The organism is Ornithinibacillus bavariensis, from assembly GCF_050433565.1.
Taxonomy (GTDB): domain Bacteria; phylum Bacillota; class Bacilli; order Bacillales; family Amphibacillaceae; genus Ornithinibacillus; species Ornithinibacillus bavariensis.
Map to the genome: position 1 here is coordinate 199089 of NZ_JBNPWZ010000001.1, position 15430 is coordinate 214518.

Consider the following 15430-nt stretch of genomic DNA (forward strand, 5'->3'; position numbering starts at 1 on the left):
GAATTATACTTATGTGCATAATTGGGCCGTCTGAATTTAGTTGACTGCCAATGGTTAAATGAACGAATTTGTAATTAAGAAATAATACTATACTTACCGTGGCGAACGACTGTATTAGGCATCTCATAGCCTAATGTTTTTGCAGCATCCTTTGTTAGCTCCACTAATACGCTATTTTCTCTTACTTGAAAAACTTTTCCTTGGTGTTGTTGATTCCTTCTGTCAAAAAGTACAATATCTCCTATACTTGCTGTTTGCATAGAATTTGCCATGTAACTTTTCCCTCCCAAAGGTTCGTACTTAAAGAGTACTTTGTATAGTTTATAAGAAATGTAACGCTATTATGTAAACAAAAATTATGCAACAAATTTACATATTAGTAATATAGTAACCTGTGATATTGAAGAATATAAGTTAATAGTAATACTTATTCCTCAAAATTTCTACAACCTTTCACATATTTAGACAATTTGTGAATTAATAACTGGGTATATAGTACTAGTAATTTTTAGGGTTCTATAACTTTGGATTCATTTCCCCTTTTGCTATCAACTGATTTTATTCTATGTTATATTTTAGTTAGAGATATCCGTTTGTTGTAATACCAACCGATTATATTGGGGGTACTTTCATGAGGATTTTATTTGTTTGTACGGGAAATACGTGCCGGAGTCCTATGGCTGAAGCTTTATTGAAAAACAAAATGCCAACAGCAGAAGTGAAGTCGGCAGGTATTTTTGCTGCGAAAAACCAACGCGCTTCTAAGCATGCAGTCGATGTGCTGGAGAAAAAGGGGATTCGATTAGATCACCTTTCGAAACCTGTTGATGAAAAGCTATTAAATTGGGCTGATGTCGTTTTGACAATGACAACGCAGCATAAGCAATCTCTAATCATGGAGTTTCCAATTTTTCAGGAAAAATATTATACATTAAAAGAATTTGTTTCCGATTCCGATAAAAAGATATGGGAAGAATTAAAAGTGCTTTATGCAGAATATGAATTGAAACGTTCTCAATTTTTACACGAACACGGAAATAAGCTTGATTATAAGGCACTTGAGCAACAATTAAGAGAGTATTTACAGGCTGACTTGGACAAGATTAATCAGCTTGAAAGCAGTCTTATAAATTATGATATTTCCGATCCATTTGGTGGCAATCTTACAATTTATCAAAAGACATTGGAAGAATTAGATAACTATATCACATTATTAATTAAAAAATTACAAATAAAAGGCTAGGGGAGAACAAAATGAGGCAGAAATATCGTTCAGGTCTAAGATTAAAGCTTGTACTCTTTACAACAATTTTAGCCATTATTACGTATTCGACAAGTGCTTTTTTTCTTTATTTTTTGTATGACTTTGTTGTCGAATTTTGGCAGATATCCATGGAAGCATATACAATTATTACACTATCCTTAGGAATTATCTGGTCTGGAATATTAGCGTTTTTTGCGGCAAGTTTCATTACCAAGTCTTTAAATAGACTTGCCCATGTAGCATCTGAGGTTGCTAATGGGAACTTAAATCAGGAAGTTATTATTCCGAATTCTGATGATGAAATTCGTGCACTTAGTGTGTCATTTGATACGATGCTAAGCAATTTAAAGGAAATGGTACATAATATTGATGTACACTTTAATAGTACAAATCAGTCTGTTTTGGAATTAAAGGGAGCAGCTGATCAGGTTTCGAAGCACTCTAATCAAATTAGTGCAGCAGTAGACGAGATTTCAAAGGGTGCAGAGAGTTCATCAGAGGCGATACAGATTACTGTGGAAGCTGTTGAAGAAGCTACTTCTCTTGCAGAAAAGGTTCAGGAAAAAGCAGGTCAATCAAAAGAAAAGTCAACTGTTATGCTGGAGACGCTTGATAAAAGTAAGCAGGTAGTTGGACAGTTGATTAATGGTATTAAGAACCTAGCACAAGAGCAAGCGACCTCATTGAAAGATGTTGATCATTTAAAGGAGAATGCCCTACAGGTAGAATCGATCATTTCAATGGTTGGTGAAATCGCTGAACAGACTAATTTGCTAGCATTAAATGCCTCGATTGAAGCAGCTCGAGCAGGGGAACATGGAAAAGGCTTTGCTGTTGTTGCAGAGGAAATTCGCAAGCTAGCTGACCAAAGTGCACAAGCGGTACAACGAATCTCGAGTTTAATTACTGCTATTCAAGAGGATGTCAATCAGGTTGTGAAAAAAATCAATGAGAATGTCCAATATACAGTCAAGGAGGCAAATAATGGTGTTGAAACCAATACCGCCTTTGAACAAATGTCTCAATCTGTTGAAGAAGTCGCAACCGAAATTGATGTAATATTATCCCTTGTGAATCAACAGTTAGCATCCATACAAGCAACAGCATCACAATCACAGGAAGTTGCAGCAATTGCCGAAGAAACCTCTGCTGGTGCGGAGGAGGTCAATGCATCTATTCAAGAACAAGCTGCAACAATTGGGAAGGTTGACCAGCTGGTTCATGAATTAGAAACACAGGCAAGCGGCCTTAACAAGCAAATCCAAAAGTTTAACGTAAAATAATACAACATGAATGGAGTGATAAACGATGAAGGTAATTATCTCTGGGGATCATGCAGGTATGACGATACGTAATGAGGTAAAAAGTTTATTAGATGAGAAGGGTATTGAATATGAGGACACAGGCTGTAGCTGTGAGACATCCGTTGATTATCCAGATTACGCACTACCCGCTGCAGAACGTGTAGCGAAGGGTGAATTTGATCGTGGGATTCTAATCTGTGGAACAGGAATAGGAATGTCCATCGCTGCAAACAAGGTGAAAGGGATTCGTTGTGCTTTATTACATGATGTTTATAGTGCCAAACTTACTCGACAGCACAATGATACGAACATGATCGCTCTAGGTGAGCGTGTTCTTGGTCCTGGCTTAGCAAGGGAAATTGTCCAAGCTTGGCTGGAAACAGAATACGAAGGCGGTCGCCATGAAAGAAGACTGGAAAAGATAAAAGCTTACGAAGATAAAAATCTTTAAGATGTTAGACGAAGGGACTCCCTTCGTCTTCCTATCTGCATGGAATAGGTGATACGATGGAATTAAGTATTGAAAAAATTCGTGCCGATATCGAGTCCCTCATGACTGAAATCCTGGAGGCCAATTTTTTACAAAAGGATTCTATTTTTATCATTGGCTGCTCCACAAGTGAAGTAGCAGGAGAACGAATAGGTACATCTGGAAGTGAGGAAATAGCTTCCCAAATTTTTGCTGGTTTGAAAGAACTACAAAAAAAGAAGGACATTTATTTAGCTTTTCAGTGCTGTGAACATCTGAATCGGTCTCTAGTAGTTGAACAAGAACTTGCTGAGAAGTTGGAATTGGAAGCGGTTTCCGTTATTCCAGTTCCTAAAGCGGGGGGGTCCATGGCTGCTTATGCATATAGGAATTTTAATAAACCTGTTGTAGTTGAACATATAAAGGCACATGCAGGAATAGATATTGGGGAAACCCTTATCGGAATGCACCTCAAACATGTGGCAGTACCTTTACGTTTCAATCAACAATACATAGGAAAGGCACGAGTGAATGCAGCCTTTACACGCCCCAAACTAATTGGTGGAAGCCGTGCTGTTTATCAATAAAGGATATCAATCATTAGAAAAATAGTACCTATTTTTAGGACAGGGAGGACACAACGAATGGAACATTTAAAACAAACAGATAATGAATTATTAGAAGCAATCCTAGCGGAAAAGAAACGCCAACAAACTAAAATCGAACTAATTGCATCTGAAAACTTCGTGTCAGAATCGGTAATGGAGGCAATGGGATCTGTTTTAACTAATAAGTATGCAGAAGGATACCCTGGAAAGCGTTACTATGGAGGCTGTGAATTTGTAGATGTTGTTGAAAATCTTGCTCGTGATCGTGCAAAAGAATTATTTGGTGCGGAGCATGCTAATGTTCAACCACATTCTGGTGCACAGGCTAATATGGCAGTCTATTTTTCTATAGTAAAGCCAGGTGATACAATTCTTGGAATGAATCTAAGTCATGGCGGTCACCTAACCCATGGAAGCCCTGTGAACTTTAGTGGCTCCCTATATAATTTCGTTGATTACGGTGTTGAAAAGGAAACAGAACAGTTAAACTATGATGTTGTTTTAGAAAAAGCAAAAGAAGTGAAGCCTAAATTAATTGTAGCTGGTGCTAGTGCCTATTCTAGAACCCTTGACTTTGCTAAATTCCGAGAAATTGCTGATGCGGTTGGAGCATACCTAATGGTAGATATGGCTCATATTGCTGGTCTTGTTGCAGCTGGTCTACATCCAAATCCAGTGCCTTATGCTGATTTTGTTACAACAACTACTCATAAAACATTAAGAGGACCTCGTGGTGGAATGATTTTATGTAAGGAAGAACATGCGAAGAAAATTGATAAGGCAGTATTCCCTGGCATGCAAGGTGGTCCACTAATGCATGTAATCGCCGCAAAAGCAACTGCATTTAAAGAAGCTTTATCCGATGAATTTAAAGAATACTGTAAACAAATTATCCGAAATGCAAAAGTTCTTGGAGAAGCTTTAGTTGCAGAAGGCATCCGAGTAGTATCTGGTGGTACTGATAACCATTTATTATTATTAGATGTTACACCACTAGGCATTACCGGAAAGGTTGCTGAGCATGTATTGGACGAAATCGGAATTACAGTAAATAAAAACACCATTCCATTTGACACCGAGAGCCCATTTGTAACTAGCGGAATCCGTATTGGAACACCTGCTGTCACAACTCGTGGCTTTAAAGAAGAAGAGATGCGTGAAATTGCAAGCATCATTTCCATGACATTAAAAAACCATGAAAACGAAGAAATTCTTAACGAGGCTGCTAACCGCGTACTAGCCTTAACAGAAAAATCACCTTTGTATGTATAAAATGATAGAGAGGGCACCTGTTATGGTGTCCTTTATTTGTTTATAAGACGGTAAATAAGTATAAATTAGTCTATTGCTTACACGGTATATGGAAGTGGTCACATTGTTATGAAATTCGGAGATAGTATCAAAGTGTGGTCATATCGTTATGAATTTCGACAAAATCGTTTCAAAGCTCAGAGCTCACTTATACAGATTGGGAACATACTTCTGAAACGTATTCACAAATCCTCCATAACATCTCCTAACCAAAAAAATCTTTTAAATAGCGTGATCCTGAAAATAAACTTCTGTCTACTTTATATTCCAGACCTTAGCCTTGAATAAGTCTTATTTTTTCTGTACAATTTTAAAGATGTAAATAAAAAGAAGGAGTGACCGCTAAATGGGAAATGTACATGTTCTAGATCATCCGTTAATCCAACATAAATTGTCTTATATTCGAGATAAGAATACAGGAACGAAGGAGTTCCGGGAATTAGTGGATGAGGTAGCAATGCTTATGGCATTTGAAATTACGCGTGATTTGCCACTTGAGGAAACAACGATAGAAACACCTGTTACAACAATGAAGACCAAAGTGCTTGCTGGTAAAAAAATTGGTTTAATACCAATTTTGCGTGCGGGGCTTGGTATGACAGATGGAATGGTGAAATTAATTCCTGCTGCAAAGGTAGGACATGTCGGTTTATATCGTGATCCAGAAACACTGAAGCCAGTAGAATATTACATAAAATTGCCTTCTGATATTCATGAGCGTGAGCTAATCGTGATTGATCCAATGCTTGCAACTGGAGGATCTGCTAGTGATGCAATCGAATCATTGAAAAAGCGAGGAGCTAAAAATATTCGTCTAATGTGTTTAATCGGAGCTCCAGAAGGTGTAGAAAAGATAAAAAATGAACATCCTGATGTGGATATTTATTTAGCGGCACTTGATGAAAAATTAGATGAACATGCGTATATTGTACCAGGACTAGGAGACGCTGGTGATCGCTTGTTTGGTACAAAATAATTAGCTTATCGGAGAGGAAAAGGATGCCAAAACGCATTAAGGTTATGACTATTTTTGGGACAAGGCCAGAAGCAATTAAGATGGCTCCACTTGTTCTTGAACTTAAAAATCGACCAGAAGAGTTTGAAACCATTGTGACAGTAACAGCTCAGCATCGGGAAATGCTAGATCAGGTTTTAGAAATTTTTAACATTACGCCTGATTTTGATTTGAATATCATGAAACCAAATCAATCTCTTGCACAAATTACAACTCGTGCACTGGAAGGCTTGGACGAAGTGATGAAAGAAACAAAACCAGACATAGTCCTAGTACATGGGGATACAAGTACAACTTTTGCCGGATCACTTGCTGCTTATTACAATCAAATTGCCGTCGGACACGTGGAAGCTGGTTTAAGGACATGGAATAAATATTCTCCATATCCTGAAGAAATGAATCGTCAGTTAACAGGTATTTTAACAGATTTACATTTTGCTCCTACTGAAAAATCCAAGAATAATTTATTGGAAGAAAATAAGTCTGAAGCACACATCTATGTAACTGGTAATACGGCAATTGATGCATTAAAAACTACTGTAAATGCATCTTATTCCCATCCGATATTAGAGGCACTTGGCGAAAAACGTCTCGTCCTTTTAACAGCACATCGTAGAGAAAATCAGGGAAGTAATATGCAACAAATGTTTCGTGCGATTAAACGGTTAGTGGAAAAACATGAAGATATCCAAGTGGTGTATCCTGTTCATTTAAATCCAGTTGTACAAGAAACTGCGAATGAAATACTCGGGAATAATAAGCAAATACAGCTAATTGAACCACTTGATGTCGTTGACTTCCATAATTTTGCAGCACATTCCTACTTGATTTTAACTGATTCGGGTGGTGTTCAGGAAGAAGCGCCTTCACTTGGTGTACCTGTTCTTGTGCTTCGAGATACAACAGAGCGTCCAGAGGGAATTGAAGCAGGTACCCTAAAGCTAGCAGGAACCGATGAAGATACTATATTTAAATTGGCTGATGAATTATTAACGAATCAAGCTTTACACGATCAAATGGCTAAAGCATCCAATCCTTATGGAGATGGAAAAGCAACTCGACGTATTGCCGATGCGATTTTGAATTATTTCCATACACTCTAAGATATAAAGGCTGATTTCCAGAAAAGTGTTCTGGAAATCAGCCTTTTCATATAAGGGAGTTAAGCAACGTTATGTATGTTTCCCGTCTATACAACAAATACTAGGAGGATAGGAGGGGAAAATATGCGTATTATGCGAAGTGTGTTGTTAATAATGTTGTACATAGCAGTTATGGGGATTAACCCAACGAGCGCAAATCCAGATGAAAAACAACAATCCATCATTATTGAAGTAGAAGGAAATCCGATGGAGCATAAGAAATACCTAGAAAAATATTATCCTTTTATCAATGTAGTTGCCACCTATACAAAATTATTCAAAGGTATAGCCTTACAAGGTTCACCTAAGGATTTAGAAAAAATGGGAACCCTAAGCTTTGTGAAGGCTATCCATTCCGTACAAACATATAATACGCAACAATGGTTTCAACATGAACAAGATGGAGTAAACCCTGAACCTGTAAATTCTATTGATGAACTGTTAAAGGATAATCCAGATATTGTAATACCAGAAGCACTTAATAATACTGAATATACGGGAAAAGGTGTTGTTGTTGGTGTAGTTGATACCGGGGTGGACTATAACCACCAAGACTTAAAGCTGAACTATACAGGTGGTTATGATTTAGTAGATTTAGATGATGATCCAATGGAAACACTTGAGGCAGAAGGCATGCCAACACAGCATGGAAGTCATGTAGCGGGAATTATCGCGGCAAATGGAGCAATGAAGGGAGTTGCACCGAATGCGGAAATTCGTGCTTATCGCGCACTTGGCCCTGGTGGAAGCGGAACCTCCGTTCAGGTTATCGCTGCTATGGAGCAGGCAGTAAAGGATGGGGTAGATGTTATTAATCTTTCCCTTGGTAATTCCGTTAATGGACCTGATTATCCAACTAGTGTAGCAGTGAATCGTGCAAGCGAGCTTGGTGTAGCTGTTGTGATTGCAAATGGAAATAGTGGTCCAGATAATTGGACGGTAGGTGCCCCAGCAACTGCATCAAAAGCCCTTGCTGTAGGAGCTTTTGCTAACGCGCAAACCATCCCAATACTATCTCCTGCCTTTGAGGATAAAAAAATACCGATTAATCCAATGGTGGGATCCGTTCCTTGGAGACTTTCAAAGGATTATGAAATAGCTCTTGGAAATGCAGCAGATTTAGATAGAAAAATAGCTCTCATTCAACGTGGAAAAATTCCCTTCTATGATTTAGCCAAACAAGCAGAAGAAAAAGGCGCGATTGCCGCGATTATATATAACAATGAGGACGACCCATTTCAAGGTGCAATTACGAATGATGAACAACCAGTTAAGATTCCAGTTATCTCACTATCTAAAAAAGATGGTGAATGGCTGAAAAAGTACATGGAGGAAAACAAACATCCATACATTGAAACAATCTATGAAAAAACAGAAGACGGTATTGCAGCCTTTAGCTCCAGAGGACCAGTTACCATTAACTGGGAAATAAAACCGGATATACTCGCACCTGGAACAAATATATTAAGCACTGTCCCAGGAGGTTATTTACCATTACAGGGTACAAGTATGGCAGCACCACATGTATCAGGAGTTATCGCACTGATGAAGGAAGCACATCCTAGCTGGAGCAATCAAAAAATCTTTGGTGCGATTAAAACAACTGCTATTAGGGTAAATGACAGTAAAGGAACCCCATTAGAGCCAATTGTTCAAGGGATGGGAAAAATTAATCCAAAAGACGCGATAAATGCACCGGTCATTATATATAATCCATCAATTGCATTTGGGAAAATTAACGATTACCGAGAAGAACAAACCGTAATGCTCACAATTGAAAACACTTCCAATAAAACAAGAAGTTTTTCCTTTCATGTTCCTAAAAAGGAAAAAGGTCTCCACTGGAATTTACCTCTTTCTTTTACAGTGAAAGCAGGTGAGAAAAGAGACATTCCTGTTAAGCTTGGAATAACCTCTCCACTTCTGGACAAAGGGATACATCAAGGGTGGCTAGAGTTGCAATCAGAAAAGAATTCCTACCACCTTCCTTATTTATTTATAAATGAAACAGCTGATTATCCGAAGGCAGTAGGATTCGAATTTACACTTAAACCTTTTTCAGAGGAAGAATTTATCTACAGACTATATCTTACAGAAGAGACTCAGAATGTAGATGTGGAGCTATATGATCCACAGACCTTAATTTTCGATAGAACCTTATTCCACCTGGAGGATACCAAGATAGGGTTGAATGAAGGGTATGTAGAAAAAAGGAAGCTCGGAAAACCTGGTAATTATTTAGCCGTGATTACTGTTCAATTGGAAGATGGAACGTATGAAAGCTATGAAACAGAATTGGTGATTGAACCTGGTAGTAATTGATAAAATAAGTAGTTAAGGCGTTTTAAATAACCTTTTGGAAACAAACAGAGTACGGAGTATATCCAAGAAAATTCGGCCGAACTTCGCTGGATCACAGCGGAGTCGCCGAACTCATGATGAAAATAGCTGGCCTCTCCTTACATGTGCTTAGCAGTATAATTGCCCCATGCCTCAACATGACTACCCGAATGGCACTGCAAACATAATAGGAGAATCATAATCTAAACAAAAATTAAATATTTCTCCATTCCTAGATTGAATGCTTAACTGAGACACTTTCGTTCACAAAACTGTCACTAACTGGAACTCGTTATTCCTATATAATAAATGTAAGTAATATTCATCACAGGCAATCCTATTTGAAGGTTAATTGACTGGACAAAAATTGGTAGGCGTGAAATATGTCAAAATTCCTTGGATATCAATTGACAAGTTAACGCTTGCTAGGGTAAACTGACTTAGTGTGGAATGATAGGGTTTTCAAGTATAATTTGGTAGTTCTGTCTTGATTTTTTACATACCTTCACATACTTGAAAATTTATTGAAATGTAACCCCAGTAATCTCTTACTAGAGGAGGTTTTCGTATGGGGATTAAACCACAAAAAGCAATTGTGTTAGCAAGTGCGGTTTCTGCTAATTTAGCAGGTGGAACGATTCTAGGAATATTTTCTGGTATCTATCTCGATAAACTAGTTTCCTCAAAACCAATTTTCACAATAATTGGTTTATTACTAGGGCTAGCAGCCGGAATCTATGGAATGGTTGCAACTGTTAAGAAATTTACGGAAGCGGGAGAGTAACAAATGACAACCAATGAAATGATGATGACCCGTCAGCGTAAATGGATGCTCTATCTACTAGCGATATTCGTGCTTGGTGCAGGCTTTACTCCTTATATGCGTATTTTCCTCGGGCTTCTCTTGGGAAGCACCATTAGCTTCTACAATCTATATCTATTACAAAAGAAAACAATTGAATTTACAGAAGCAGTAGCAAAGAAAGAAAAGGCACGAGGAATAGGTACCATTTCAAGATTAGCAGCAGTTGCTTTAGCAGTCATTATTGCCCTTCGTTATGAAGAGTATTTTCAAATGATTGCAGTGATAATTGGATTAATGACTTCTTATATAGTCATTATGATAGACTTTATTCTTTTTAAAAATAAGGATAGTGCTTGAAAGAGGGGTGAATAAGTATGGATCATGGGGCACCGATAGTACATGACGTCTTTGGAATTAGCTGGCTTGATTTCAACTTGTCGAATGTATTTATGATTATTGTAACATCATTAATTGTATTTGTTCTTTCGGTTTTAGGTGCTAGAAAGCTACAAATGAAACCAACTGGTGCTCAAAACGTGATGGAATGGATTCTAGATTTTGTTAAGGGAATCGTAAATGACACGATGGATTGGAAGACTGGTAAGCTATTCTTACCATTAGCACTAACACTATTTTCTTATATTCTAGTTGGTAATATGCTTGGTGTTGTCACAAATGGAGTATATGAAAATAGCACTTGGTGGAAATCACCAACTGCCGATCCAGGTTTAACCCTAACATTAGCAGCTATGGTAATCGTCTTATCTCATTTCTATGGAATCAAACTGCGCGGTGGAAAAGAATATATCAAAGATTATTTTCGTCCACTACCGTTTTTATTTCCAATAAAACTAATTGAAGAGTTTGCAAACACCTTGACACTAGGCTTGCGTCTATTTGGTAACCTATATGCCGGTGAGGTATTACTAGCATTATTAGTAGGCTTAACTTCATCTGGAGTATTAGGATTTATAGGTGGGGCAATTCCATTCTTAGCATGGCAAGGATTCTCTGTATTTATTGGAGGAATCCAAGCATTTATCTTCACAATGCTATCTATGGTTTACATTTCCCATAAGGTAAGTGAGGAACACTAATTCATTAATTAACCAGTTTTAATAGTATTCTGTTAAAACCGGAAAATATTAAAAAATTATTTATATATTATGAGGAGGATTTATATTATGTCAGGAGCATTAGCAGCAGCAATAGCGGTAGGTTTAGCGGCACTTGGTGCAGGTATTGGTAACGGTTTAATCGTTAGTAAAACAGTAGAAGGAATCGCTCGTCAACCTGAGCTTAAAGGTTCACTTCAAACTACAATGTTCATTGGTGTAGGTCTAGTAGAGGCTATGCCTATCATCGCAGTAGTTATCGCATTAATGGTAATGTAATAATTTGATAATTAAACTTGATAATGGCGAAGACTTTCCCATGAAACTTCGCCGTTGTTTTTACTAGAATGATTACGTGAACACTTTTGTTGATTGTTTGAATCAGGTTGAAAGGAGTGAATTCAGTGCAGGCATTCACTATATACTCGTCAGTAGTAATCTGGGGATTCCATGTTGGTGACATGCTCGTTCAGCTATTTTTCTTCGCACTATTACTATTCCTAGTGAAAAAGTTCGCTTGGGGACCAGTAATGAACATGATGAAAAAACGTGAAGAATATGTAGCGAATGAAATTGAAGCTGCAGAAAAGAGCCGTAAAGATGCTGAAAAGGCAGCAAAAGAAGCGGCAGATCAGTTAAAACAAACGAAATTAGAAGCACAAAAAATTATAGAAGATGCTAAAACTGCTGGTGTGAAGCAAGAGCAAGATATTATCGAATCAGCTCGCCAGGAAGCAGATCGTATCAAAAAAGCAGCACAAGAAGAAATTCAAAACGAAAAAGAAAAAGCACTTCAAGCACTTCAAGATCAAGTTGCGTCCTTATCTGTTCTAATTGCAAGTAAGGTAATTGAAAAAGAACTAAGTGCACAAGATCAAGAAAAGTTAATCAATGACTATATTAAAGAGGTAGGAGAAGAGCGATGAGTGAAGCAGTAGTTGCCAAACGTTATGCAGATGCTCTTTTTCAACTCGGTAGTGGAAAAGCAACACTTAGTGAAATTACAGAAGAATTACGTGTTGTGAATCAGGTTTTTCATGAGAATAGGGAGTTAAATGCATTCCTAATCCATCCACGTGTTACAAACGAAAAGAAGAGGTTATTCCTTGATGAAGTATTCAAAGGAGTTTCAGTCGACGTCTTAAACACATTAAAACTTCTAGTTGAACGTCATCGTATAGGAATTGTTTCTCAGATTGTTGATGCTTTTGTAGCACTTGTCAATGATGCTTCAGGAATTGCACAAGGTAAAGTATATTCCGTTCGTAAGTTATCAGATGCAGAAAAAGCAGAGTTGGAAACCTCATTTGCAAAACGTCTTAATAAATCGGTGGTCAAGCTAGAAAATATTGTTGACCCATCCATTGTCGGTGGTATGAAGATCCGAATGGGAAACACCATTTACGATGGAACGATAAGTGGAAAATTACGACGCATTGAGCAAAATATGAAACTTGGCAGTTAGGAAAGTATATAAACTTTCCTTCTGCATAAGAAAAACTACCACATTCGCCAAAAAGCGAGCGAATGTGAGTTTTTCTAACGAACATTTGATGATAGGGGTGAAATGGTATGAGCATCAAAGCTGAAGAAATCAGTAAACTGATAAAACAGCAAATCGAAAATTTCGATTCAGATATTGAAGTAAGTGATGTCGGAACAGTTATTGAAATTGGTGACGGTATCGCACGTGCTCATGGTCTTGACAATGTCATGGCTGGAGAGCTTGTTGAATTTTCAAACGGTGTAATGGGTATGGCTCAGAACTTAGAAGAGTCTAACGTCGGTATCATTATCCTTGGCCCTTACACAGAGATTAAAGAAGGCGATGAAGTTCGTCGTACAGGACGAATCATGCAAGTACCAGTAGGTGAGGAATTAATCGGACGTGTTGTTAATCCATTAGGACAACCAATTGATGGTGGTAGCCCAATTGAAACAACTAAATTCCGTCCAATTGAATCTCCAGCACCAGGAGTAATGGATCGTAGATCTGTTCATGAGCCATTACAAACTGGAATTAAAGCGATTGACGCATTAGTACCAATCGGCCGTGGTCAGCGTGAGTTAATCATTGGTGACCGTCAAACAGGTAAAACAACGGTTGCAGTTGATACGATTCTTAACCAAAAAGACCAGGATATGATTTGTATTTATGTTGCTATCGGTCAAAAAGAATCAACTGTTCGTGGAACTGTTGAAACTTTCCGTCGATATGGTGCATTAGATTATACAATCGTAGTTGCTGCTGGTGCATCTGACCCAGCACCACTATTATACCTAGCTCCATATGCAGGCGTAACGATGGGGGAAGAGTTCATGTATAATGGCAAGCATGTGCTTGTTGTTTATGATGACCTATCGAAGCAAGCTGCAGCCTATCGTGAGCTATCCCTATTGCTTCGTCGTCCTCCAGGTCGTGAGGCATTCCCAGGGGATGTATTCTACTTGCATTCACGTTTACTGGAGCGTGCTGCTAAATTAAGTGATGCAAAAGGTGGCGGTTCTTTAACTGCTCTACCATTTGTTGAAACACAAGCAGGCGATATCTCTGCATATATTCCAACGAACGTAATTTCTATCACGGATGGACAGATTTTCTTACAATCTGACCTATTCTTCTCAGGTGTACGCCCAGCTATTAACGCAGGTCTATCCGTATCACGTGTTGGTGGTTCTGCACAAATCAAGGCAATGAAAAAGGTTGCTGGTACATTACGTCTAGACCTTGCATCATTCCGTGAACTAGAGGCATTTGCTCAGTTCGGTTCAGACCTTGATAAAGCGACACAAGCAAAATTAAATCGTGGTGCTCGTACGGTAGAAGTGCTGAAGCAAGGACTGCATGCACCACTTAAGGTAGAGTATCAGGTTATGATTATTTTTGCTCTAACGAAAGGATTCCTAGATGATATTCCTGTTGAAGACATTACTCGTTTCGAGGCTGAATTCAATGCATGGTTAGATTCGAATCACCCTGAATTATTAGCTACAATTCGTGATACAGGAAATCTTCCAGAAGATAATGATATGACTTCTGCTATAGAAGCATTCAAAAAGACATTTTTAACTTCTGACCAAAAATAATTACCTTTATAGATTGATTGGGTAAAGAGCAGAGATGATGATCTCTAGCTTTTTGCCCCCGTACTTTGCTACGAAAGGGTGGTGAAAGAGCTTGGCATCACTTAGAGATATTAAAAAACGTATTGATTCTACAACAAAGATGAAAAAAATCACCAAAGCAATGGAAATGGTTTCTGCGGCAAAGATGAACAAGGCAGAGCAAAATGCTAAAGCATTTGTTCCTTATAGTGAAAAAATGCAAGAGGTTGTTGCAAGTATTGCAAAGCATACCGATGCTGATCATCCAATGCTAAAAACCCGCGAGGTGAAAAAGGTAGGTTATATCGCCATTACTGCAGACAGTGGACTTGCAGGTGCATATAACGCAAATATTTTACGGAATTTGAATCATGCCATTCAAGATAATCATAATTCTACAGATGAATATACTGTGATTGCCATTGGTAGAATGGCAGTGGACTTCTGTAAGAAGCGTAATTTTCCAATTGCTAGAAGTATTACTGGTCTACCGGACCAGCCAGCATTTGCTACGATTAAGGATATTGCTTCTGAAACCGTACAAATGTACAGTGATGGGGAAATTGATCGGTTAGTCATTATTTATAACCATTATGTAAGTGCAATATCTCAAGTTGTAACTACGAAACAGTTATTGCCTATTGAAGATATGAATAATTCCGGATCAAGCAGCCAGTACGAATATGAACCAAGTGAGGAACAGATTTTAGCAGTACTACTACCTCAGTATGCCGAAAGTTTAATCTATGGTGCATTACTGGATGCTAAAGCAAGTGAACATGCTGCACGTATGACGGCTATGCGTAGTGCAAGTGATAATGCTTCTGAATTGATTGATGATTTATCCTTGTCCTATAACCGTGCACGCCAAGCAGCAATCACACAGGAAATTACCGAGATTATTGGTGGAGCAAGTGCATTAGAGTAATCTTGATGAAAGTATGTTAGGAGG

The 15430-nt window shown here is 38.1% G+C and carries 17 protein-coding genes; 16 read left to right on the plus strand and 1 reads right to left on the minus strand.

Annotated elements, in window-relative coordinates; translation table 11 throughout:
- Positions 1 to 74: 74 nt before the first annotated feature.
- Positions 75 to 272 carry a DUF2187 family protein gene (locus HNR27_RS00905; protein WP_212920351.1) on the minus strand — a complete coding sequence of 66 codons (198 nt, stop codon included), beginning with the start codon at positions 270 to 272 and terminating at the stop codon, positions 75 to 77.
- A 359-nt stretch (positions 273 to 631) separates the two neighbouring features.
- Between HNR27_RS00905 and HNR27_RS00910 the strand changes: the two genes are divergently transcribed.
- From HNR27_RS00910 to atpG, 16 genes are all read left to right on the plus strand, one after another.
- Positions 632 to 1243: a low molecular weight protein arginine phosphatase gene (locus HNR27_RS00910; protein WP_212920352.1), complete on the plus strand. Its 612-nt coding sequence runs from the start codon at positions 632 to 634 to the stop codon at positions 1241 to 1243.
- Between the two features lie 11 nt (positions 1244 to 1254).
- Positions 1255 to 2547 carry a methyl-accepting chemotaxis protein gene (locus HNR27_RS00915; RefSeq protein ID WP_429338445.1) on the plus strand — a complete coding sequence of 431 codons (1293 nt, stop codon included), beginning with the start codon at positions 1255 to 1257 and terminating at the stop codon, positions 2545 to 2547.
- Positions 2548 to 2572: 25 nt separating this feature from the next.
- Entirely contained in the window at positions 2573 to 3019 is a 447-nt protein-coding gene (gene rpiB / locus HNR27_RS00920) for a ribose 5-phosphate isomerase B (RefSeq protein ID WP_212920354.1), read from the plus strand.
- Between the two features lie 56 nt (positions 3020 to 3075).
- Positions 3076 to 3624, plus strand: coding sequence for a TIGR01440 family protein (locus HNR27_RS00925; protein ID WP_212920355.1), 549 nt, complete (start codon positions 3076 to 3078; stop codon positions 3622 to 3624).
- Positions 3625 to 3681: 57 nt separating this feature from the next.
- Positions 3682 to 4917 carry a serine hydroxymethyltransferase gene (locus HNR27_RS00930; protein WP_212920356.1) on the plus strand — a complete coding sequence of 412 codons (1236 nt, stop codon included), beginning with the start codon at positions 3682 to 3684 and terminating at the stop codon, positions 4915 to 4917.
- Positions 4918 to 5302: 385 nt separating this feature from the next.
- Positions 5303 to 5932 carry a uracil phosphoribosyltransferase gene (upp, locus tag HNR27_RS00935; protein WP_212920357.1) on the plus strand — a complete coding sequence of 210 codons (630 nt, stop codon included), beginning with the start codon at positions 5303 to 5305 and terminating at the stop codon, positions 5930 to 5932.
- A gap of 23 nt (positions 5933 to 5955) precedes the next feature.
- Positions 5956 to 7074 (plus strand): non-hydrolyzing UDP-N-acetylglucosamine 2-epimerase, encoded by a 1119-nt coding sequence (wecB, locus tag HNR27_RS00940; protein WP_429338446.1) that lies wholly within the window; start codon positions 5956 to 5958, stop codon positions 7072 to 7074.
- 123 nt (positions 7075 to 7197) lie between these two features.
- Complete coding sequence (locus tag HNR27_RS00945) at positions 7198 to 9435, plus strand: S8 family serine peptidase (RefSeq protein WP_212920359.1); 2238 nt, start codon at positions 7198 to 7200, stop codon at positions 9433 to 9435.
- Positions 9436 to 10021: 586 nt separating this feature from the next.
- On the plus strand, positions 10022 to 10237 hold the full coding sequence (locus HNR27_RS00950; protein WP_212920360.1) for an AtpZ/AtpI family protein: 216 nt from the start codon (positions 10022 to 10024) through the stop codon (positions 10235 to 10237).
- Between the two features lie 3 nt (positions 10238 to 10240).
- Positions 10241 to 10615, plus strand: a complete 375-nt coding sequence (locus HNR27_RS00955; protein ID WP_212920361.1) for an ATP synthase subunit I — start codon at positions 10241 to 10243, stop codon at positions 10613 to 10615.
- A gap of 17 nt (positions 10616 to 10632) precedes the next feature.
- Entirely contained in the window at positions 10633 to 11355 is a 723-nt protein-coding gene (gene atpB / locus HNR27_RS00960) for a F0F1 ATP synthase subunit A (RefSeq protein ID WP_212920362.1), read from the plus strand.
- 87 nt (positions 11356 to 11442) lie between these two features.
- Positions 11443 to 11652, plus strand: a complete 210-nt coding sequence (atpE, locus tag HNR27_RS00965) for a F0F1 ATP synthase subunit C (RefSeq protein ID WP_280530738.1) — start codon at positions 11443 to 11445, stop codon at positions 11650 to 11652.
- 125 nt (positions 11653 to 11777) lie between these two features.
- Positions 11778 to 12299 (plus strand): F0F1 ATP synthase subunit B, encoded by a 522-nt coding sequence (atpF, locus tag HNR27_RS00970; protein WP_212920363.1) that lies wholly within the window; start codon positions 11778 to 11780, stop codon positions 12297 to 12299.
- Positions 12296 to 12838 (plus strand): F0F1 ATP synthase subunit delta, encoded by a 543-nt coding sequence (locus tag HNR27_RS00975; protein WP_212920364.1) that lies wholly within the window; start codon positions 12296 to 12298, stop codon positions 12836 to 12838. The genes atpF and HNR27_RS00975 overlap by 4 nt, the downstream gene beginning before the upstream one ends.
- Before the next feature lie 107 nt (positions 12839 to 12945).
- On the plus strand, positions 12946 to 14460 hold the full coding sequence (gene atpA, locus HNR27_RS00980) for a F0F1 ATP synthase subunit alpha (RefSeq protein ID WP_429338447.1): 1515 nt from the start codon (positions 12946 to 12948) through the stop codon (positions 14458 to 14460).
- 91 nt (positions 14461 to 14551) lie between these two features.
- Positions 14552 to 15406: an ATP synthase F1 subunit gamma gene (gene atpG, locus HNR27_RS00985; RefSeq protein ID WP_212920366.1), complete on the plus strand. Its 855-nt coding sequence runs from the start codon at positions 14552 to 14554 to the stop codon at positions 15404 to 15406.
- Positions 15407 to 15430: the final 24 nt, after the last annotated feature.